General features: G+C 46.4%; 15 protein-coding genes and 2 pseudogenes. 15 read left to right on the forward strand and 2 right to left on the reverse strand.

Features of this window, described 5'->3' with window-relative positions; genetic code table 11:
• Nucleotides 1-739: 739 nt before the first annotated feature.
• The 12 genes and pseudogenes from QFZ78_RS33035 (at nt 740) to QFZ78_RS33085 (ending at nt 16,186) form a co-directional block, all read left to right on the forward strand.
• Nucleotides 740-3,355, forward strand: a complete 2,616-nt coding sequence (locus QFZ78_RS33035) for a putative bifunctional diguanylate cyclase/phosphodiesterase (RefSeq protein ID WP_307553563.1) — start codon at nt 740-742, stop codon at nt 3,353-3,355.
• Nucleotides 3,352-4,566, forward strand: a complete 1,215-nt coding sequence (locus QFZ78_RS33040) for an ABC transporter substrate-binding protein (RefSeq protein WP_307553565.1) — start codon at nt 3,352-3,354, stop codon at nt 4,564-4,566. The genes QFZ78_RS33035 and QFZ78_RS33040 overlap by 4 nt, the downstream gene beginning before the upstream one ends.
• 883 nt (nt 4,567-5,449) lie before the next feature.
• The gene (locus QFZ78_RS33045; RefSeq protein ID WP_307553568.1) at nt 5,450-6,466 is read left to right on the forward strand and encodes a response regulator transcription factor; all 1,017 of its coding nucleotides are present in this window, start codon (nt 5,450-5,452) and stop codon (nt 6,464-6,466) included.
• Entirely contained in the window at nt 6,463-8,313 is a 1,851-nt protein-coding gene (locus QFZ78_RS33050) for a sensor histidine kinase (RefSeq protein WP_307553570.1), read from the forward strand. Before QFZ78_RS33045 ends, QFZ78_RS33050 begins: the two co-directional genes overlap by 4 nt.
• Nucleotides 8,314-8,523: 210 nt before the next feature.
• The gene (locus QFZ78_RS33055; protein ID WP_307553572.1) at nt 8,524-10,065 is read left to right on the forward strand and encodes an extracellular solute-binding protein; all 1,542 of its coding nucleotides are present in this window, start codon (nt 8,524-8,526) and stop codon (nt 10,063-10,065) included.
• A gap of 65 nt (nt 10,066-10,130) precedes the next feature.
• Nucleotides 10,131-11,084, forward strand: coding sequence for an ABC transporter permease (locus QFZ78_RS33060; protein WP_307553574.1), 954 nt, complete (start codon nt 10,131-10,133; stop codon nt 11,082-11,084).
• Nucleotides 11,084-11,962: a carbohydrate ABC transporter permease gene (locus QFZ78_RS33065; RefSeq protein ID WP_307553576.1), complete on the forward strand. Its 879-nt coding sequence runs from the start codon at nt 11,084-11,086 to the stop codon at nt 11,960-11,962. The genes QFZ78_RS33060 and QFZ78_RS33065 overlap by 1 nt, the downstream gene beginning before the upstream one ends.
• A 28-nt stretch (nt 11,963-11,990) precedes the next feature.
• Nucleotides 11,991-14,054 (forward strand): glycosyl hydrolase 115 family protein, encoded by a 2,064-nt coding sequence (locus QFZ78_RS33070; RefSeq protein WP_307553578.1) that lies wholly within the window; start codon nt 11,991-11,993, stop codon nt 14,052-14,054.
• A 312-nt stretch (nt 14,055-14,366) separates the two neighbouring features.
• Nucleotides 14,367-15,032 carry a rhamnogalacturonan acetylesterase gene (locus QFZ78_RS33075; RefSeq protein WP_307553580.1) on the forward strand — a complete coding sequence of 222 codons (666 nt, stop codon included), beginning with the start codon at nt 14,367-14,369 and terminating at the stop codon, nt 15,030-15,032.
• Nucleotides 15,033-15,298: 266 nt separating this feature from the next.
• Entirely contained in the window at nt 15,299-15,553 is a 255-nt protein-coding gene (locus QFZ78_RS38690) for a DUF4085 family protein (RefSeq protein WP_373461084.1), read from the forward strand.
• A pseudogene (locus tag QFZ78_RS33080) lies at nt 15,489-15,860 on the forward strand (sigma-70 family RNA polymerase sigma factor); the annotation flags it as partial. The gene QFZ78_RS38690 and the pseudogene QFZ78_RS33080, both read left to right, overlap by 65 nt.
• Before the next feature lie 59 nt (nt 15,861-15,919).
• On the forward strand, nt 15,920-16,186 hold the full coding sequence (locus tag QFZ78_RS33085) for an ATP-binding cassette domain-containing protein (RefSeq protein ID WP_307553582.1): 267 nt from the start codon (nt 15,920-15,922) through the stop codon (nt 16,184-16,186).
• Between the two features lie 10 nt (nt 16,187-16,196).
• Here QFZ78_RS33085 and QFZ78_RS33090 read toward each other — a convergent pair.
• Nucleotides 16,197-16,519 (reverse strand): annotated as a pseudogene (locus QFZ78_RS33090) (IS6 family transposase); the annotation flags it as partial.
• 141 nt (nt 16,520-16,660) lie between these two features.
• The gene (locus tag QFZ78_RS33095) at nt 16,661-18,901 is read right to left on the reverse strand and encodes a helix-turn-helix domain-containing protein (protein WP_307553584.1); all 2,241 of its coding nucleotides are present in this window, start codon (nt 18,899-18,901) and stop codon (nt 16,661-16,663) included.
• Between the two features lie 226 nt (nt 18,902-19,127).
• Here QFZ78_RS33095 and QFZ78_RS33100 point away from each other — a divergent pair, with 226 nt between their 5' ends.
• The 3 genes from QFZ78_RS33100 (at nt 19,128) to QFZ78_RS33110 (ending at nt 22,564) form a co-directional block, all read left to right on the forward strand.
• Complete coding sequence (locus tag QFZ78_RS33100) at nt 19,128-20,039, forward strand: ABC transporter permease (protein ID WP_307553586.1); 912 nt, start codon at nt 19,128-19,130, stop codon at nt 20,037-20,039.
• Nucleotides 20,040-20,052: 13 nt separating this feature from the next.
• Nucleotides 20,053-20,946: a carbohydrate ABC transporter permease gene (locus tag QFZ78_RS33105; RefSeq protein WP_307553588.1), complete on the forward strand. Its 894-nt coding sequence runs from the start codon at nt 20,053-20,055 to the stop codon at nt 20,944-20,946.
• 73 nt (nt 20,947-21,019) lie between these two features.
• The gene (locus QFZ78_RS33110; protein WP_307553590.1) at nt 21,020-22,564 is read left to right on the forward strand and encodes an extracellular solute-binding protein; all 1,545 of its coding nucleotides are present in this window, start codon (nt 21,020-21,022) and stop codon (nt 22,562-22,564) included.
• Nucleotides 22,565-22,640: the final 76 nt, after the last annotated feature.

A 22,640-nucleotide genomic window follows, 5' to 3' on the forward strand; every position in this document is an offset into this window, starting at 1 on the left:
GTACAGATATTATTGAAACCAAAAAAGGATCATCCTGGGAATTCCCAAGATGATCTCATGATAAACGATTAGCAACTATCTCAGATGTATCGTTAAGACCGGTCTTTTCATTGGGGATTAGAAGTGAAATTCTTCAATCGAAATAATGGTTTTGTTTCCCTCGTTCCGTTATTGAATATGTCTTTCTGAGATAACAGTGAAAAAGCATGCAGAGCATCGTAAGGGTGGTGCGAACAGAATAAGCATCCAGTGGACTAAGTGTGTGATTCCACATGATAGGAACGGAGAGTAAGAAACAAGAATTATTAAAAGCTTACCAGTTCAGACATTCTTGCAGGGCATTTGACACAAACAAATAGATTTCGGATGAAGATTTTCACGGTGCAGGAATCCATTTGCATAAAGATTTGAAGGATCTTAACGTTGAGGATCTTGTCCAGTTAAGCTGAATATCCAGCAGGGAAGACTGACAGACAGCGATTGGCATATCTCTCCATCCCCGGAACATCCGGAAGGTGATACCTATGGAAGAATGGATAGAGAGGCTGGAGGGAATTTGAAAGGCTAGGCGTTTGATCAATAGCTTATAGTAAACGCCCTGTCGCTTTGCGGTAGGGCGTTTCTTGTTGCGCCTTTTCTAAGAACGATTTTAAAAGGAGCCTGCTATGTATGATGTCGAAAAGGGTAGATTGAATTCTAGAAATTTACTTAAATCCTAAACCGAATGAGGATGCTATCCATGACTCTATCTCATAGAACAGTCACACTTATGTCCAAGTCTTTGTGGACCTATTGGCTGTTGGGAGCACTTGCTTTTCTTTCCTACGCATATCCTGTGAGTTTAGTATTTAGCCTGCAGTTATTTTTCGCCAGTCTATTTATACTTCTGTCCTATCATCTGTTCGGTTGGAAAAAATCCGCTGCTTTAACTTTGATCGTGCATACTGCTGCTGTATTCTTCCTTCATGAAGGCTATATTCTTCTTTTGCTCCTGACTTTAGAGATCGCCTTTGTCATGATGTATAGCAGCAATAGACCTTCGAGAAATGGGGTTTTGCTGCCGGGCGTTATATTCTGGCTTGGTATAGGCGTACCGAGTATTTGCTTGCTATATTACTGGAAGAACGGTCACTTAGACCAGGAAATTGGGCTATATGTATGTACTTTAGTTGTCAATTTGCTGTTCAACGCATTGATGGCCGATATCTTGTATAAATCAATCAGCATTTACATGAGAAGATCAGCTATTCATACTAACGGGACAAGCAAAATCAGCCTGACCGGCATCTTAATCTACTTAAGTCTGTTCAGTATTATCGGCTCCTCGCTTCTTTTCATCATAAATACAGGGAAGAGCGCCGAGCGCAGTTTTAAGTTTGATCTTGCGCAGCAAATGAAGCATTTGACTGAATCGCTCCGTATAGCTTACGCTTCTTGGTCTCCGGATCAGATGCTCAAGCTGGAGCTGCGGAGCTCGCTGCAAATAGCTGCCTTTCGCGAGCTACTTCGCACCAGTTCTTTGGGGACTGCCGGTGAAGCCATATTGCTTCATAAACGGGGGCATTTCATTCTGTCAACCAACAAACAGCTTGAGAGCTTCCCCTGGATGGATAAGCACAATTGGACACGAATGTCGGATTCCTTGGTTATCTGGGAACAGCCGCACCGGCGTAACGATGTTCCTGGCATTCATGAACGAAGCTTCGCACTCGTGCATCAGATAGAATTAGGAAACTTCACACTGTACGTAAAATTGTCCACAGAAAGTTATGTCCGGGAAGTGACGATCTACTATATATCCCAATCGGTCAATGTTCTTTATACGGTCATCATCATTGGAGTCTTTGCTTTATTCCTGCACCGGTTCATTATCAAGTCCATCATGAAGCTTGCCGCATTATCCCATGATCTGCCGAACCGGATTAAGGAAGGAAAAGAGATCCACTGGATTCATTCGGATATCGGGGAAGTGCATTCGCTTATCCATAATTTTCGGATCGTGACGGAAAAGATTCAGCAGATGCTGGGTGAATCCAAAGAGCAGGCTTATTTCGACTCGCTGACCGGCCTGCCTAATCGCAGGCACTTTAACGAGCATCTAGACCAGCTGCTTCGTCAAAACGTACGAACCGGAGCATGTACAGCTGTGATGTTCATTGATTTGGACCGTTTTAAACAGATCAATGATACTTTAGGGCATGGAATCGGTGACGGTTTGCTTAAGCAGGTAACTTTACGCTTAACGGAAGCCATTGGGAACCGGGCGTTTATAGCCCGTCTTGGTGGAGACGAGTTTGTCATTGTTATGAAGGAGGCCAATAAGGAGGCGGCAGGTCAGCTGGCGGTATGCGTGTTGGAAGCATTCGCCAGCTCTTTCAAGGTACAGGAGCACGAGTTGTTCATTGGCGGGAGTATAGGAATTAGTCTCGCTCCCCAAGATGGCGTAACGATGGATACCGTGGTGAAACATGCGGATGCGGCTATGTATCTGGCCAAGGGTAAGGGAGGGAACATATATCGATTTTACAAGCCTCAGGCAACGGGTACGGTCTCGGAGAATATGGTTTTAGAATTCGAACTTCGTAAAGCGCTGGAACGAAATGAGCTTTCCCTTCATTACCAGCCTATTATGGATACACAAAGCAGCAGCATTATAGGAGCCGAGGCTCTTCTTCGCTGGGATCATTCAACACTCGGGCGGATTCCGCCGATCAAGGTAATATCCGTAGCGGAAAACAGCGGTTTGATCGGGGTATTGGGAGAATGGGTCATTCGCGAAGCTTGCCGGCAATTGAAAGACTGGCTGGAAGAAGGATTCGATTATATGCGTCTCGCCATAAATTTATCGCCAACGCAGCTGGTCAAGCATCACGCGGCTGTTTATTTAAGCCGGGTACTAGATGAAATGAATCTCCCATCCCAATGCTTGGATGTAGAAATTACCGAGGAAGTGTTCGTTAAAAAAACGGGAAAAATGATCGAAGCCCTGCAGAAGCTGCAGCAGCAAGGGATTCGAATATGGATCGATGATTTCGGCACCGGCTATTCGTCCTTAACCATGCTCAAAAAGCTGCCGATCGACGGCTTCAAAATTGACCGTTCCTTTATTCAGGATATGAGGGAGGAGCCGGGCAATATGGCTATCGTACAGACGCTGATATCGTTAGCGGGCGCGCGAGGCTGGAGCGTCATTGCCGAAGGAATCGAAGAACAGGAGGACATGGCGGCTCTTCAGAGCATGTCCTGCTCCCTTCAGCAAGGATATTACCATTGGAAGCCAATGCCTGCTGTTCAGCTGACCGAGCTGCTGCGAGATCAGAAGATAACATCCCATGAAAGAAGGGGCACTCCATGAAAAGATCAGGCGGAATTACCATTATACTTCTTCTCGTGATGGCTTTAAGCGGCTGCGATGAGATTATGCCCAAGAGTGAAGAGTATGCACAGCCAGCGGCTAAAGCAACAGAAGCAAAGAAGTCTATACGGATTATCGCTACGATCGATGAACAAACGCCTATTACGCAATCCTTTCGTCAAGCCCATCCAGACCAGAATGTAGAATGGGTCAAGACAAAAGGGGAAGACCTTAGTTACGCATTAGCCGGTGAAACCAGTCCTGATCTGGTTATCGTGGATAATGTTTGGATCAGGCAGCTAAACGACCTGGATTTGTTCGAGGATCTTAGTCAAGACCCTTATCGGGCTGAATCGAGAATAACAGATGAATGGTTCCCCAAGCTGGACCTGACATCCTATAAATCCTTGGATGGCACGAAGCTTATTGCTATACCGAAGGATCTTCCCGTCGAATTTACATTTTATAGAGCAGATATCTTGGAGAAATACGGATTTCCTCCTGAACCGAAAGCATTAGGTGATTATCTGGAGGATCCCGCTCACTGGGTGCATATGGCTAAAGTACTGAAACAGAATAGCCATTGGATCTTCAGCTATGCTACGGATCCGACCTATATGGTATCAGGGGGACTTGGCTATTTGGGCAGGAATAAGGAAAATCCACGGAACGATGCACGCATGGTGAATGCCTTAAACACAGCCAAGGCCATCCAAGCGGAAGGCCTCGTCAGAAATCTGAATATATGGGACGATAACGGAAAAAATGCCATTCGTAACGGAGAGCTCGTTATGCTGTATTGGGGAGAGTGGGGGAAATACCTGCTTAAGGAATGGAGTCCGGAAACAAGCGGGCAATGGAAAATGACCCGGCTGCCACTGGGCAGCTATGTCACCAGAGGAGGAGCAGCGATCCTCATGCATAAGAAAAGTGAGAATAAGCCGGAGGCGTGGGACTATATCCAGCATTCCATGACGCAAGAAGCCCCGTACCGTGATAGCCTGGAAGGCAAGCTGTGGTACGATCGGCTTCCCGGCATATGGGTAACACCTTTGGACCGAAGAGCCGAGGAGATATGGAACGCGGAAATCCCAAACAAGCTTCAAGACCTGAATTCGCCTTCTATCATTCAATTAAACGAAATAGATGCCAAGCTTCGTTCCGAGCTCAACAAAGAATTAATGATTTTACACGAAGCAATAAGTCCTTGATTGATACCTAAAGAGCAGATAGCCGCAGTCAATACGACGGTCAGGTATGGTAAAATAGTGGAGAAACAGTAACTAAAAAGGAGGTATTCCAATGAAGTACGAAGACGTATACCGAAAAAATTAAAAACTTAGATAAGTATCTCCACTTTGATTTTTATACACACTCAGTTCCCCAAAGTAAAGAAAGTTCATTTTTATTATTGTTAGATAAGTCAGCTGTTACATCTGATTTAGAAGCAATCCTCTACCTGTTAGAAAGAATGGAGTATAAAAATGGAATTGGTTTAAAGTTTTTTGGGAAACCCCTGAAAAATATTACCTCTACTTCTGGTTTACAACGGCATAATTCAAATAACTATGTTTTTTAAACATGTTGTAACTTAACTAACGGAAAACGATAGCACCATGACAACAGGCTGCCAGCACCATCGAGGCCACTGAAAAAATTCAAATCATATAAACAGGGTACCTTACTTTAATTCTGAGGAAAGGTACCCTGTTTTCCTGTATAATTTAGTTAATTAATTTCAGGTGGTGTCTCGGATGATTTCAAACCAACAATCCCTTAAATACAGAGTGAGTTGGGAAAATACTTGTATTTTAACCTTGATGGGTTTCATGTCTGTGAAGGTTTCCTTTGTGATTGCTCGGGAAAACCTTGAGATCCTGAAGAGCTTAGTCTCGGGGGAGATCAAGAAGTTATCTTAGACGAAAATGGATTCGAGGGTACGAAGGGAAATAGGGGAAATGGTTACGTAAATACCTAAGAACAGGAATAGGCATTGCCACTTGGTTTATTTAAAGAAAATCGGATAAAAAAACGGAAAATAAGACAACAATTATCTGATAAAATAGAGAAATAATCTTACCGAGGTGAAAAGCTATGTATCATATTCTGGTGGCAGAGGATGAGCCTTGGATCCGAAGCTCTGTCGTCGAGATGGTGAATCGGATCGGAGAAGGAACGATCACCGTATCGGAAGCGACGAATGGGGAAGAAGCTTGGGCATTGATTCAGGAATTATGGCCGACCGTGCTGATTACGGACATCATGATGCCGAAGATGGATGGTCTGTCGCTGATCCAAAAAATCCATGAGCATGAAATTCCGATGATATACATCATCATCAGCGGGTATGATAATTTCCAATATGCGCAGAAAGCGATTCGCTACGGAGTTACCGAATATTTGCTGAAGCCGGTGGATATGGAGCAGCTCCGGGAGGCACTGCACAGATCTGAACAAAGCATGGGAAAGCTGAAAGAAATCAGCTCCTATATGTCCAGATTCCAGCAGCTTGTGAACGCCTTCGGCGAGATGGCCCCTCAGACAGTTAATCGAAAAATGTCGGATCTCATCGATTCCGTCTTGAAGCTCAAATACATCAATCCGGCCGCAAGAATGAATTTGCTCCGCATCTTCGAATGGAAGCTCACAGGCATGATGAAGGAATTGTCGCCGGGACAAACCGTCCCGACGATTCCGGTCGATGCGGAGGATGCAGCGATACTTCGTTATTTCAACCAATTGGCCGTTGTTCTGATTATGCATTATGCGGAGCAGAGCAAATCGAATATTAATTATATCATCAAACGGGTATGCGATTACATCCATACTCATTTTAAGAAGGATATTTCTTTAACGGAAATGGCTCAATATGCCAACATGAGTATTTCGTATTTCAGCGCGTTGTTCAAAAGATGCACAGGACGCACTCTGGTTCAGTACATTCAGGAAGTGAGAATTGAAAAGGCGAAGCAGCTTCTGCTCGAGACGCAGTTGAAAAACTACGAGATAGCCGAACGGGTCGGGTTCGCCACACAGCCTTATTTTATCCGGGTATTTAAAAGCTCGGTAGGCGTTTCCCCCAATACGTTCCGAAAGCGGATGGGGTCATGAATCAGTTCAAACGTTACTTGTATCGATTTTCCATCAAGCAGAAGATGATCGTCGCATTCCTGACGGTTAGTCTGCTCGGGGTATTAACAATAGCGGTGACAGCGCAATTTTACTACACCCGGGCGACAACCCAGGACTTCTATAATATCGCAAGAGGTTCCTCCGCCAGTCTGAATCACCAAATCGACCGCTATTTCAAGCAGTTGTCCCAATCCACCTCCGCCGTAATCGCCGGACCGCTCCGTTCGATCGGCGGAGGGTTTCATCCGAACCAGGAAGCCGGTGCGATTCAAGCTTGGATGACCGGAAAGGAGCCTCTGACCTTGTCGAACCGGCTAGTCATCGAGGACACCCTTCGCCGCTATATCGCTATCAATTACTCCGAAATTGAAAGTCTTGTCCTCTTGAAGGAAAACGGTGAGCTCGTTTCCTCAAACGGACAGGTCGAATACCGCCCCGAGGAACCGTGGCTTCGTTTGCCGTTTACCGAGAAGACCGTAGTCATCCCGACATATGAGTCTTATCCTTATCAAATTCCGATCGTCTCTCTGGTGATTCCGGTGTACAGCACAGAGAACACGCGTCTTGTTGGCCGGTTGGTCATCAACCTGTCATTGTCCGAAATTAAAGAGATTATGGGCAAAACGTCGATAGGTAAAACCGGCAAGTTTATCATTATTTCTTCATCGGATACGATTGTGTATCATCCTGATGCGAGCCTGCTCGGTAAGCCGCTCTTGAAGACATCACTGGGCGATCTTCGTTTATCCGTTTCCGACACTTTGCAAAAGGTGGGGAGTTTGGATTATTTAATCACATTTACCCAGTCGGACTTCACGGAATGGCGGATTCTAGCCGTCGTTCCGCTGCAGGAAATGGCAACCGGATTGAACGTAGCCACCAAATCGATGCTGATAGTGCTGCTCTTCCTGTTTTTGTTCGTCATTCTTGTCGTACCGATCTCGACCAAGCTGTTAATGGAGCCTGTCGTCCGCCTGAAGCAGGTCATGTACCAAGTTGAGAGGGGCAATCTGGACGTCCAGGTCGAATATCATCCCGGAAAAGATGAGCTGCAGAGCTTGAACCGCAGCTTCGGCCAGATGATCGGACGGCTGAACGACTTGATCGATGACGTGTACCGGTATCAATTGCGGGAGATGCAGCTGGAGGTCCGGCAGAAGGATGCGATGATCAAAGCGCTGCAAGGGCAGATCAATCCGCATTTTTTATATAATACGCTTGATATCATTCGGAGCATCGCTTTTCTGGAGGAGGTTCCCCGGATCGAGAAGATTACCGGCAATCTGGCAGCATTTTTCCGGTACACTGCCAAGCTGGAGCCGCTGGAAGTGACGCTGCGCGAGGAGATCGACCATTTGAGGAAATACCTGGAGATTATCGATATCCGGTTCAAACAAAATTTTCAAAGCCAGGTTTACGTTAACGAGAAGTTTATGGAGGTACGACTGGTCAAGCTCTCTCTGCAGCCGATTGTGGAGAACGCGGTAAAATATGCGGTGGAGCCAATGAACGGAAATGCAGCTATCCTGATCAATGCCTTCGACGAAGGGGACGACCTGATCCTCGAGGTTGCAGATAACGGCCCGGGAATCCCGCGGGACAAGCTCGAGGACATTCGACGCTCTTTGGCTCAGGTCGGCGAGCAGCAAGCCGAAGGCCACTATGCCGCAAGGGATTCGCTCGGCCTCGCCAATGTGCATGCGCGACTCGTGCTGCGATATGGAGGCCGGTACGGGGTGAGCATCGATTCGTTCCCGGCGAGGGGGACGGTCGTATCCATCCGGTTCCCCTATGAGAAAACCTCTATCGAAGCCGAACAAAGATGAGCAACCTAATATAGGGATCTTTGGTCTCGACCAAAGATCCCTATATTAGGTTTTATCGCCAATAAGAAAGCTGTATTCGGAATCGAAAACTTATACTTTCTTATGTGGTAAAAAAGTGAAATCGGATAACGAATCGTAAAATGTTGAAAAAACAAAGGGCTCCTTATGATCTACAATGAACTTGAAGTCACTTACAGGAGGGGTTCAAAGATGAGAAAACAAATAGCACTTCTGCTCACAGGGGTACTGGCTGCTGGCGTTATAGCCGGCTGTTCCGGGAACGGTCAAGCGGGAGACACCGGGGGAAAGACGGACAATGCCGGTGTCGCGGATGACATGAAAGAAAAGCTGACAATCTCTTTTATGCCGGAATCGTGGAGCGGAGGAAAGTGGAGGGAAGACCACCCTACCATCAAGTATTTGAACGAGAAATTTAATATCGAGATGAAGATCATGTGGACGGACGGCCCGACATACAAGGACAAATTGAATGTATTGGCCGCATCGGGCGAATTGCCGGACATGTATCGAGTCACGTCGGACAATTTCATCAAGTGGCAGAATGAGGGGGTTTTCATGGATTTTGCCTCTCATCTGGACAAGTACCCAAATCTGGCCAAGGCGTGGCCGGATGAACAATGGAAGTTGCTGAACCCGCAGGGGAAGTTATTCGGGATGCCATCGTGGGGAATTGAGGTCCGGGACAGCTATCAAATTCGGGCCGACTGGATCCGCAATGTAGGGCTGCCGATGCCGAAGGAAGAGACGGTTGGCGTCGATGAATTTTATCAGATCATGAAGGCGTTTGCGCTGAACGATCCGGACAAGAACGGGAAGAAGGATACAGTCGGCTTCACCACAGACCAAGAATTAGGGGCGAACACCGCCCAATTGCGGGCTGCTTTTGGCCTCGCCAACGGCTGGAAGCTGGTGGACGGCAAGCTGATCCCCCAGAATGTGCAGTCCAAGGAGCAGAAAGAATTCCTCGGCTATCTTCGCAAAATGTATGAGGAGGGCGTTCTGGACAAGGATTTTCTCAGCAAGAAAGGCAACAACGTCTATGAGCTGTTTCAGGGAGGCAAGTCGGGCATTTGGACCCACCACCCTCTTGGACTGAGGACGGATACCGAAAAGCTGAAAAAAATCGACCCGAACGCACAATTGGTCCAGCTCGCTCCACCGATCGGACCTACCGGTCTTCGCGGCAATCCGACGAGCTTGGTCGGAACCAATAAAGTCGTGATCAACAGCAAAATCGACGCCAAGAAACAGCAGCGCATCCTGAAGCTGCTTGATTGGTGGGTAACCGACGAAGGCACGGATATTATGAAGAGCGGGATCGAGGGCGTTCACTATACGAAGGCGGCTGATGGCAAATATACGGCAACGCCGCTCATCGATACGGACCTTCCGCGGATTATGAACAACTGGTTTTTCTTGCGCGCTGATCCGAACCTCGGGAATTTCCGCTGGACGGATCCGGAGGTAGCCAAGTTCGACGAAACTTACAATAAGAACAATGCCAAATATCCTTGGAAGAACGAATCCGGCGGCTTGGAAATATATTCGGAAACCAACACGAAGCTAGGGAAGGACCTCGATACGAAATTCAAGGAAACCCAGCTCAAAATCGTAGTCGGGCAGGAGCCTGTTGAAAGCATCGACAAGGCGATCGCGGCTTGGAAAGCGGGCGGCGGCGATAAGATCATTCAGGAAATGAACGACGCCTACGCCCAATATAAAAGCAAATAATCAGTAGTCATGTCGGCCGCATCGGATGCGGCCGACAAATTTTTCAATAAGGAAGGTGGGACAGCATGAGGTCGTCCGTTAGCGAATTGAGAGCCGCCAGCAAATCAAGGGCTTCTTCAGCATTCGCCCATTACATCAAACGAGCTTTCCCCATCTACTTGATGATATTGCCGGGGCTCTTGTCGATGGTTCTGTTTAAATATTTGCCCATGTTCGGGGTTGTCATCTCGTTTCAGAAGTACAGTCCGTTCCGAGGGGTCTGGGGCAGCGAGTGGGTGGGACTCGATCATTTCGTCCGCCTGTTCACCGAGCAGCAGTTTGTGACCCTGCTCAAAAATACGCTCATTCTCAACCTTATCGACATATGCTTTTATTTTCCCGCGCCGATCCTCTTTGCGCTGATTCTGGGCGAGGTTCGCTTGAAATGGTTCAAAACGACGCTACAAACCGTCGTGTACTTGCCTCACTTTGTCTCGATGATTGTCGTTGTCGGGATCACCGTCGTCCTGTTTGCCGGCGAATTCGGCGGGGTCAACCTGTTGCTGGATTCCCTCGGTCTTCCAAGGTATCAAGGCTTGAACGACCCAGATCATTTCCGCTGGATATGGCTGCTGCAGAACATTTGGAAAGAGGTGGGCTGGAGCGCAATCATCTATTTGGCCGCTCTCGCTTCCATCGATCCGACGCTGTATGAGGCCGCCGTGATGGACGGGGCCAATAGGTGGAGACAGATTTGGCACATTACGCTGCCGTCTCTTGCCCATGTGATTCTCATCCTGTTCATCCTCCGTCTCGGTAGCTTTATCGATGTAGGCTTCGAGCATATATTTCTGCTGCAAAACCCGCTCAATCTTGCGGTATCCGACGTTTTTGACACCTATATCTATCGTGTTGGGGTACAGCAGGGCGAATTCAGCTATACAACGGCGGTTGGTCTGTTCAAGTCGGTCGTTGGGCTTGTGCTTGTGCTCTCCGCGAACGCCATTGCGAAACGGTCTGGAAGGGAGGGTGTTTACTAATGAACATTCGCCGTTTATCTGGCACTGAAAGGTATTTCGATATTCTCATTTATGCAGTACTTATCCTTTGGGGGGCTTTCATCATCTTCCCATTGCTCTATATATTGATGACGTCGTTCGCTACGGAGAAGGATTATTTGACCCGAGGTTTCTTCATTATACCGAGGGAGTGGACATGGGACGCGTATTTGTATTTGCTCGCGAACGATAGCTTTACGAAGAGCTTCATGAACGCCGTCATCATTACAGTGGTCGGCACGACGATCAGTATATCGGCAACGACATTGATGGCATACGGCTTATCCAAAAAATGGCTTAAAGGACGGAACGTTTTCAATTTTATGGTCGTATTCACGATGCTGTTCTCCGGGGGCTTGATCCCGACTTATCTGGTCATCAAGGAGTTCGGGATGATTGACACGTTCTGGTCCCTATGGCTTCCGGGAGCTGTCGCTCCGTTCTATCTGATCGTCATGCGAAGCTTCTTCTCCTCGATCCCGTTTGAGCTGGAGGAGTCCGCGCGCGTAGACGGCTGCGGGGAGTGGAGAATGTTCTTCAGCATTATGCTTCCTCTGTCCAAGGCGTCCATTGCCACCTTTGTGCTGTTTTATATGGTTGGTTATTGGAATACGTATTTTTCGGCTCTTATTTATTTGAACGACTCGGGCATGTGGCCGTTGCAAGTATTTTTACGGCAAATTCTCGTGCTGAATCAATCCTTAGACGAATCCGCTACCCTGATGCAGCAAGAGATCGTCTACACACCGGGAGCGAAGATGGCTGCCATCGTGGTCTCTGCGCTGCCGATGATGGTCATTTATCCATTTCTGCAGAAGCATTTCAATAAAGGCATGCTGCTCGGTTCGTTGAAAGGCTGACGGTTTACGAATAAGGAGGAGACTTAAGTTGGCATTTATCATTGACAGGAACACGACTTACCGCATTCCGTCGGATCCGGCTTCGCCTATCCGCCATGCTTGGGAAATGGTGAAGCGTGACCATGAACAGGTTCTGGGCGCTGCTTCGACCATCGACTTGGGAGAGGAGGAGCGGGCAGACGTGGTTTTCCGCTACGCGGTACCTGAGGACCGGTGTCCGGCACGTCCGGAGGCGTATTGCTTCCGCTTCGTCAAGGACGGCAGCAGAACGGAGCTTCACATTGCTGCGGGCGACGATCTCGGACTGGTCTACGGCATGCTCGAGTACAGCGGAAAGTATCTCAGCGTCGATCCATTCTGGTTCTGGGCTGACCTGCCTCCCAAGAGGCGCAGCCATATAGAGCTTCCAACTGATGATTATGATTCGTCGGAAGCGTTCGTCCGGTTCCGCGGCTGGTTCGTCAATGACGAGGTGTGTCTGATCGGCTGGAAGGAGAAATACCCTCCGACTCGCGAGGTATGGCAGCCGGTCTTCGAAGCGTTGCTGCGCTGCGGAGGGAATATGGTCATACCAGGAACCGATCTGCCAAAGCACGGGATTCATGCTGATCTGGCGGCGGAGATGGGACTATGGGTTACCCACCACCATGCCGAGCCTTTGGGTGCCGAGATGTTTCTGAGAGCTTATGAAGGAAAGAAAGCAAGCTATCAAGAGAACCCGGAGCTGTTCGAGACCTTATGGGAGGAAGCGATCGAGAAGCAGAAGGACCGTAACATTGTTTGGGTTCTATCCTTCCGCGGACAAGGAGATCAGCCTTTTTGGGTACAGGATCCCGCATTCGACACGCCGGAGAAGCGCGGTGAAATGATCAGCCGAGTCGTGCGCAAACAATATGAAATGGTTCGAGGCAAGGTGGCCGATCCGCAGTGTTGCGTAGCGTTGTATGGGGAGATCTCGGAATTGTATAAAGCGGGTCATATCACAATTCCGGACGATATTATTAAGATTTGGGCGGACAATGGGTACGGCAAGATGGTTTCACGGCGCAACGGCAACGAGAACCATCGCGTTCCGGCCTTGCCTGATCTTCAAGAAAAAGGTAAGCATGGCATTTACTACCATATAACGTTTCACGATCTTCAAGCCTCCAATCATTTAACTTTGTTCCCAGCTTCGGCCGATTTGGTCAGAGGAGAGATAGAGGGGGCGTTTCGGGCCGGAGCGAAGGATTACCTGCTCGTCAACAGCGGTAACATCCGGCCGCACGTTTATACGCTGGATTTGATACGCGAATTGTGGATGCGGGGAGAAGCGGATGCGGAAGAGCATCTTGGGGCGTTTGTCAGCCGGATGTTCCCCTCGGGTTCGCCAGAAATCGCCGCGATGTTCTGCGACTATGCGCGACGGACGATTCCGTACGGTCCGAACGAAGACGACCGGGCGGGAGATGAGTTCTATCATCATCCGGCCCGCATAATCGTCGGACATTGGCTTCAGGGGAAATCGGATCAACCGCATGTACGCTTGTATTGGGCGGCGGGGGACGTTGATTTTCCGGAGCAAGTCGAATGGTTTCGCCGGAAGTGCGCCGATGCTGTTCCGGGCTGGCTCGAGCTGAAGGAGCATATCGAACGGCTGCTTCCGGAGCTCTCGGAACAGGACCGCCTTCGGCTGAAAGATCATTTGCTTTTGCATGTCGAGCTGCATCTGTCCGGCTGCGAGGGCTTTGACTCATTGGGAAAATCGTACTCCGCTTACCTGGAAGGCAACTATCCGCTGGCGTTCGTTTATGCTTCGCAGGCGATGTGGAAGTATCGGAGGGGCCAGATCGCTCTGCAGGAAGCCGAGCACGGGAAGTGGGCGAACTTCTTCCGGGCGGACTGGCTGACGAATATCGAGAGCACAGTGCAAAACATGGACACGCTTCGCCGCTGGCTTCGCATGCATGGCGATAGCCCCGATTTCTTCGCTTGGTACAAGCAGTTTCTGATGCCGGAAACGGAGAAATATATTTACTTGGAGAACACGCACCGCAACCCTCTTTCGGATGACGAGCTAGCCAAGAGGCTGGCGGATAAGTTCGGCGTCTGAGCGTCATTAACTGAACAATTTGATTGCAAAGCAAAAAGCGCCGGTGGTTGGAATGTCCAACCCGGCGCTTTTTATGGAACCCTGGGGTCTGGCCCTGGACTCCGTATCTCTGGGAAGGTCCGGCAAACCTGCTAAAGAGTCGGTGACAATGGGCTGAACGTCCGGGTGACCACGACATTAATTAGGTTGTTGGAAGGCAAATATTTCGACGAGTGGTATTTTATCCAAGGCATCATGTTCGACGCGGTCAAAGCGTGATCGGGTGGCTTGTTGTCATACTTGTACTTTTATTAATAATCGGAGGTGGATGTTTTGGAAAAACAAACGATTTACTTGGCTGGTGATTCGACAATGGCGGATTATCCGCCTAAATCGTACCCTATGCAAGGTTGGGGGAATAAGCTCCATTTATTTATTCCCGATTCCGTTCGGGTAGTGAATAAGGCCATGTGCGGGAGAAGCTCCAAGAGCTTTATCGAGGAAGGAAGGCTCGAAGAAATTTTACAAACGATCAAGCCGGGCGACTACTTGTTCATTCAATTTGGTCACAACGACAGTAAGGAAGATGCCGAAAGGCATACAAATCCTTGGAGCACGTACCATCGGTATTTGCGGCAATATATCGACGGAGCGAGAGCGAAGGGGGCTCATCCCGTACTTATCTCGCCTCTTTGCCGCAGACATTTTGACATTGACGGTCTTTTGATCAACACGCACGGCGATTTTCCTCGATCGATGGAAGCCCTAGCCGTTCAGGAAAAAGTTCCTTTCATCGATTTGTGCGGCCGAAGTGCCGTCGCATTCAAGGAAATGGGAGACGCCAAATCGAGAGAATGGTTGACCTGGCTGCGCCCGGGCGAACATCCGAATTACCCTGAAGGGATCGAAGACAATACGCATCTGAATGAGCAAGGTGCGGAGGCTGTCGTACGAATGGTGGCCGATGCCATCATTAAGCTGAACCTGAAAATTGGTTGATCCCCTTGCTCTTTAGAAGTGGGAACGTTTCTACCGTGCCGACTGGCTCACGAACATCGAAATTACGGTACGGAATAAGGATACTCTAAGGCGGTTTCTGCGCATAGACACCGAGAACCTCGGGGTTTCCATTGACGGGGAGGGGCGTATCGAGAAGTTCGAATAAAAGAACAAAATAAGAAAGAGATTCATGTCTTGCTAATTGCCCAAATACTAAAGAAACCCTTACTCAATCGAGTATGGGTTTCTAGTGAGACTAAAAAGGTTTGGATGAAAATGTCGCTTGGTTCAAAGCGGAAGGGAGTAATTTTGATGAGCTATGTAGGGAGGAATTGGAGTATCGAAAACATGATTTGCTCACAATCCTTCCAAAATCGTTCCATCCTTATATTCATGGTGGAACGCTAAATTGTCAGTATCCTTCAGTAGAACTTAGAGAAATGGCTGAACAGTGGCGAAAACGAGATCCTGATGCATCTGCGTTCACTGAAGAAAACGCGCAAAGATGTGTCTTTGCATGATCCCATTGGAAAGGACAAAGAGGGGAATGAAATTACGCTCATCGACATTCTCGGTACAGAAGCTGATGACGTAGTGGATAAGGTGCAGCTCAAGATAGAGAAGTGCAAAATCTATCGCAATCTGGAAATATTGGACGATCGTGAGAAAGAAGTCGTGGTTGGGCGATTTGGACTAGAACTAGGTGGGGAAGAGCGGACGCAGCGGGAGATTGCGAAGGAGCTAGGGATTTCGCGTTCGTATGTGTCGAGGATCGAGAAAAGAGCGCTGATGAAGCTGTATCATGAGTTTTATAAGGCGAAGCGGTGAGGTCACGAATCGGATACTTCATTAATTTGGACTTTGTGCAAGTAATGGAGGTGAAGGTTATGACGTTAATTCACATCGAGAATGTCAGTAAACATTATACGATGGGCGAGGAAACGATTAAAGCATTAGATGATGTCTCATTAGATATTAATCATGGAGAGTTCGTAGCAATCATGGGTCCATCAAGTTCCGGCAAATCCACACGGATGAACATCATCGGGTGCTTGGATATTGTAGATAAAGGTATTTATGACCTAGATGGTCAAGCAATAAACGTGCTTAAGGATTCTCAGCTTGCTGAGATTCGTAATCAGAAGATTGGATAATTTTCTTTTAAAACCTATGATCTTGCTCCATGATATTGTTCAGAAACTTTGTCTGTCTAATCAAAGTTTCTTTTGGCATGGATTTCTCAATCATTAATTCTTGTATGGCTGGCTGGGTTTTTATCCAAAGTGATCACACGTGGTTTTTGAATAGGGGGAGAGGACAAAGCCTTTGTAAAAAAGCGCTTGGCTGCCGCCACATCTCGATTTTCAGATAATATATAATCAAATTGTTTTCCCTATAGAATCAACAACCCTATATAAATAATTCCATTGACCTTTGACTTTGATGTACGTTTCGTCCGTTCTCCATGAATCGATTGTAGGTTTCAATAGGGGCGTATTTATTTCTTGCACCAGAACAGAATGTTGAGTTTATAATTCATGAGGTTCTATACAACGGAAAAAACAGTCGGACAGGAACAGATCCTGACCCGGCTGTTTTTATTTATGCGAAGAATGCTCTTCTTAACTTTACCCAAAATCACCTGCATGGTTTCTGTATTGACTTGGCGTGAAACCAGTCGCTTTTTTGAAGGCGCTGAAGAAGTGGCTTTTTGTTTGGAAACCTGTTTTTGAAGCGATGATTGTAATCGTTTCGTCGGTCTCGGTAAGCCAATATTTCACTTGTTCAATACGCTGTATCAAAATAAAATCGGTCAGTGTCGCCTGTGTTGACTCTTTGAAAAGATGCCTTAAATAGCTGGAAGAGAAGCCAAGATGATCGGCAATTGTATCCACTGACAGCATCGGATCCTGCAAATGGTCATGTACGTAATCCAGAATTTCTTGAACAAGCTCGCCTTTACGCCCCCCAACCTGATTTTGGCTGAGGCTTTCCATAATACGGACAATTTCCTCTTCAATCCACGAACGTGCATCGACTAAGGAGGAGAAGCGGTCGGAGCGGAATTCCTCTAAAACCGACTCTTTCATCGTCGTTACTTTGTTGAACGATTTATAGATTTGATAGACGATCATCTGTAATTGGAATAAGCATTCCGTATAGGAAACGCCTTTTAGTTGACCCAGCAGGCGATCCAAAAGCTCAGTTGAGCGCTTCTTATCACTTTGTTTAATGGCTTGAATGAGCTCGTTCAACACGCTTTGATCGGGATACACTTGTTCACTTTGAAAGCTATCTTCCAAATCCTTATCGCTGTAGACCTTGGTTTCGCCGTTAAAAAACTTGAGAAGTGTCAATTCGTAAACATCATTATAGAGCTGGCGCAAATTATCCTGAGTGGGCACCTTGGCACTTGAGGCGATGGAGGTTCGGAGCTGCAGCCATTTATCGATTTGCGTTCCGACGTTTTCAAGCAAGGCGTAGACATCGGGAGTGGCGTCTGTATGAGAGCCAGCTCCAATCAACAGAACGATGTGATCGCTCCCCATATCGACACTGTCAGAAATGTAATTAGCTTCATGAAATATTTCCCGAGCAATATTCCCCATGGCATATTTAAGAAGCTTGCGTGAATTGTAGTTATACGTATCTACGAAATATTTATAAGTTTCGATACGTATGATCGCTAAGTGCAAATACTCGGAGGAGAGCAGAAGGGAAACTTCACTGTTGTCTTTTTGCTCATGTATCGTTCCCTGTAACAGCCATTGTCGCAATAACTCTTCTTTTGCAATATTGCGATAATCCTTTAGCGAGTGATTCATGTTCTGAAGTGAATCCATCAGATACGTAAATCCGTTTCGAATAATATCTGCAACTCCATTTGCTTCCTGCATCGAATTCGTACCTAACTTGCTTTGAAGCTCCTTGGAAATCTTGCGAAACGGACTCAAGGCTCGACGTGAACTCCAAATAAAGAGCAGGAACATGGCGATCATGAGAATCACACACCAAAGCGTCATTTTTTGCTTAAATTGCCTAATATTTTGGGTCAAATAAGCTTCGTCTACGATGAAATGCATGACCCACTGCACATTAGGCAGCTCGGCTGACGAAATTTTCTTCTTTTCCTTCCCCCATGCATATTCGATGGTCTCGAAAGGAATTTTTGGCACAGCATAATAACGGTCGTTTAGTTCATCATCAGAAAAGCTTTCCCCTAGGATTAGTTGCTTTTGATTATTAGTAATGTTGATTTGTAGACCGTTTGTGTCTTCGTTTTGCAGTAAAAACTTTTGCAGATCCGCTTTGTCCAGAAGGATGACCAAGTATCCAGCATTTATCGTTGTCGATTGTGTGCTCGGGATCATCATGGCCATGAGAGATTCAGCGCCGACATTATGGTTGAAGTAAGAGATGTACGAAGGATGTTCCTCCAAAATTTTGCGAATAATACCTTGGTCTTGAAATTCGTTAAAATCTTGTAGGCTTCTCGAAGTGTCAATAATTTTACGTGTTTTCGTATTGATTAAATAAATCGAATGGATGAAGGGCTGTAAAGAAGCAAAACGGCTGGCTGCTTTGAAAGCATCCGCATCGCCTAGAGGGTCGCGTTGGTCTGTAATAAGCCAATAATTAATGGCAGGGTCTTGATAGGTGCTGACTCCGAAAGAGCGGATATTGTCAAAAGTGAACAGGGTATTTTGATAGGAATGCCGCATTTTAGCCAAGGTAAACGTATTGACGTCAGCAGTAGCTTGTTTGGAATATTCGTAGGACATGAAGAGTGTAAACGCAAACAAAATCATAAATAGAAGGCTGAACATAGGGAACAGCAGAGGTATTTTTTTTTGAGTCAAAATTTTCATAAGTGAACCCCCTCTATTATCTATTTCTATTATAGAAAAGGTGGTTGTCTCATGGAAGTACTTATTCTGCCAAAGAGTATTCATTACGGCTTTTTGGACGCATATAGCCGTTTGAAGGACCGAATCGTCAATACTTTGACTTTACCAGCCCTAGCAAATCGATTTATGATGAGCGCATCTACAAAAGCAAATACACAGTCAGAAAGATTTGAGGTGAATATGAAACATGGGTTTCTTTCGAGAAATCAGAAAAAATGTCGATCTCTATTTGTTGGCTTTACCTGGTCTTTTATTTCTTATTATCTTCGCTTATATCCCAATGTCAGGTCATCTGCTTGCTTTTAAGAAGTACCAGTTGACGAATGGAATTTGGGGAAGCCCTTGGGTTGGATTTGATAATTTTAAATTTTTCTTTCAAGGTCATGATTGGATTCTGGTAACCTTCAACACACTCTTTTTAAATGGATTGTTCATCATATTCAGTCTGGTTATCTCAGCTGGACTCGCAATCCTGCTTAATGAGATTCGGACCAAGCTGTTCAAGAAGCTGGCACAATCCATTATTTTTCTGCCGTATTTTATCTCATGGCTGGTTGTTAGTCTAATGGTGTTTGCTATCTTGAATACGGATAACGGCTTGCTTAACAAGTTCTTGGAATCCATAGGACTAACGCAAATTCCATGGTTCCAAAAGCCTGAAGTTTGGCCGGTAATCTTAACGATCATCTATGTATGGAAATTCGCTGGTTACTATTCGGTCATTTTCCTGGCTTCCATTACCGGGATCCCATCCGATTATTATGAAGCGGCTGAAATCGATGGAGCTTCACGACTTCAGCAAATCGTCAATATCACAATCCCGCTGCTTCGCCCTGTTATTATCATGCTTGCACTACTTGGAGTAGGGAGAATTTTTTACGGTGACTTCGGCATGATTTACGGTATTATCGGAGATAACGGTATACTCTTCCCGACGACGGATGTTATTGATACGTATACGTTCCGCGCTCTCCGCCAAATGGGTAACTTTAGCATGTCAGCCGCAGTCGTATTTTATCAATCTGTCATGGGACTGATTTGTATTCTGCTATTTAACGGGTTGGTTCGAAAAATTGACAAAGATTCAAGTTTGTTTTAGGAGGTAGACCCGTTTGAAGCCTTTACTGAAAACCCGATCACTTAGCGAAAAAACGTTCGGACTCAGCATGAACGTCATTATTTTGCTATTTACTTTGTTTTGTCTGGTTCCATTCTGGTTGGTATTTATTGATTCCTTTGCTTCGGAGGCCAGCTTTTTGGCACATGGATATCAGTTGTGGCCAAGCAATCTTACCTTAGATGCGTATCGATTCATTTTAGAAGGAGATCAAATTTTCCGCAGCTACCGAATTTCGATTTTGGTCACTGCCATAGGAACCGCGCTTTCCGTTATGGTCACTGCGATGTTTGCTTATGTGCTTGCGAACCGTAAAGTCAAGTACCGGAATATCCTTTCATTCCTTACGTACTTTACGATGGTTTTTGGAGCCGGTTTGGTCGGATTCTATATGCTGATCGCGAATTGGCTGCATTTGAAGGATTCGGTTTGGGCACTCATTCTACCTTATTTGTTAAATCCGTTTTATGCGTTTATTCTCGTTTCATTTTATCGGACATTACCGTATGAAATTAATGAATCTGCAACGATTGATGGAGCAAGAGAAATTCGGATTTTTTATAAAATTATCTTGCCCGTCACCGCGCCGGCGATTGCTACGATTACGCTGTTTTACGCTCTGCAGTATTGGAATGACTGGTGGTTATCACTACTCTTCATCGACGATTACAAATTGCACCCGCTGCAAATGATGATCCGCCAACTGATCTCCAACTTGAATGTTTCTTCCTACGTATCAGGAAGCAGTACGTCCTACAATGTGTCAGCTCCTACCAATATCGTGCAATTGGCGACAGTCTGTTTGACGATTGGACCGATCGTACTTATGTACCCTTTCGTACAAAAATATTTTGTCAGCGGCCTGACCGTTGGAGCTATTAAAGGTTAATGTTGTTCCCCCGGATTCTAATGCCGGATGAGCATATAGTTGTGGAAGGTCTAAAAAGGGAGGAAGTAAAAAAATGAAAAAATGGTACAGTATAGGAATTACAGCGGTTACGGTTATGTCGCTTTTGGCTGGTTGCAGCACTGGAGATAAAGCGGCTCAACCACAGGCAAGTTCACCCCAATCGGCAGGTGCCCAGCAAACTCCGGCTGCGAAGAAAAATGATCCGGTAACCCTTAAAATTATGATTCCAGGTGATCGTCCGAAAGACTTTGATGCAGTAATTGCGGAAGCGGAAAAGCGGATGGCGGATACGCTGAACGTGAAATTAAATGTCGTGTTCATTCCTTTCTCCGATATCGGACAGAAAACGCAGGTGACGCTGGCATCAGGCGAGGATGTGGATCTGGTCTTCGACGCTCCGTGGGTTCACCTGAATCAAATGATTGCCGCAAATTACTACGAGCCTTTGGATGATCTGCTCAAGCAATACGGATCGGACATCTTGAAAACAAGATCCGAGCAAATGTGGAACGCCAACAAATACAACGGCAAAATTATGGCCATACCTCTTAGCAATTCTTATTATCAAGGCCGTGTATTTTACATCCGTAAAGATTTGAGAGAGAAGCATGGCGTCGCTCCGATCAAGACGTACGATGATATGATTGCTTTCGCAAAAGTGATTAAGGAGAAAGAGCCGAATATTGCCCCTATTATCACGAACAAAGGAGCGATGGACTGGGGGAACTTCCGAAAAGTATTCGACTACGATACCCACATTGGTGATACGCAAATCGGAACTAACGGCGTTCTCTTCTTGAAAAACAATGACGGTAAGGTATACAACATGTTCGATCAAATGGATCCGACCGTCTGGAGCTGGATTACAGATGCAAGAAAGCTTTATCAGGATAAGCTGATGTATCAGGATGTGCTGTCCGTCAAAGATTACAAAGCAGAATTCAAGGCCGGTAAGGCAGCTATTTTAAATGCAAATGATTTCGGTGTGAACGCAGACGATGCTGCTGCCGTGAAGAAAAGCGTGAACGGAGATGTAGAAGCAGTAACGTTCTTCAAAAAGGAAAAGGGCGCCAACATCTCCGACTTCCAGGCCTGGAACTTCCTTGCTTTGACGCATGTCAGCAAAAACAAAGAACGCGCCATCCAATTCTTAAACTGGACGCAGCAAAAGGACAACTACGACCTGCTTGCTTACGGAATTAAAGGGAAGAATTGGGAGCCTGTGGGCGAAGATCAGTATAAAAAGCTGAATAACGATTATGCTTGGTTCCCTTATGCGTGGATCTGGAATCCGACGCTAGATCGTTACGATCAAGGACTTGGAGCAGATACGATTGCGCTGAACAAGTTTACGGCGAATGGCGACAACTTCACGCCAAGCAAATTAGCCGGATTTACGTTTGATCCGGCACCTGTTTCTAATGAAGTCGCTCAGCTGAATACAATCCGCGACAAATACATGGATCCAATTTATATCGGTGTTGCTGATTCCCAAACTTATTGGGATAAGTATAAATCGGAAGCGGCTTCTGCCGTGAAGAAAATTCAAACTGAAATGCAAAAACAAATCGACGCATTCCTGGCTTCGAAGAAATAACACGAGAAGAACTGTCGTAAGAGATTTCCTTACGACAGTTTTCCCTCAAGTTAATTATGAAATATCAACTGAACAA

The sequence above is a fragment of the Paenibacillus sp. V4I5 genome, assembly GCF_030817255.1.
GTDB lineage: Bacteria > Bacillota > Bacilli > Paenibacillales > NBRC-103111 > Paenibacillus_E.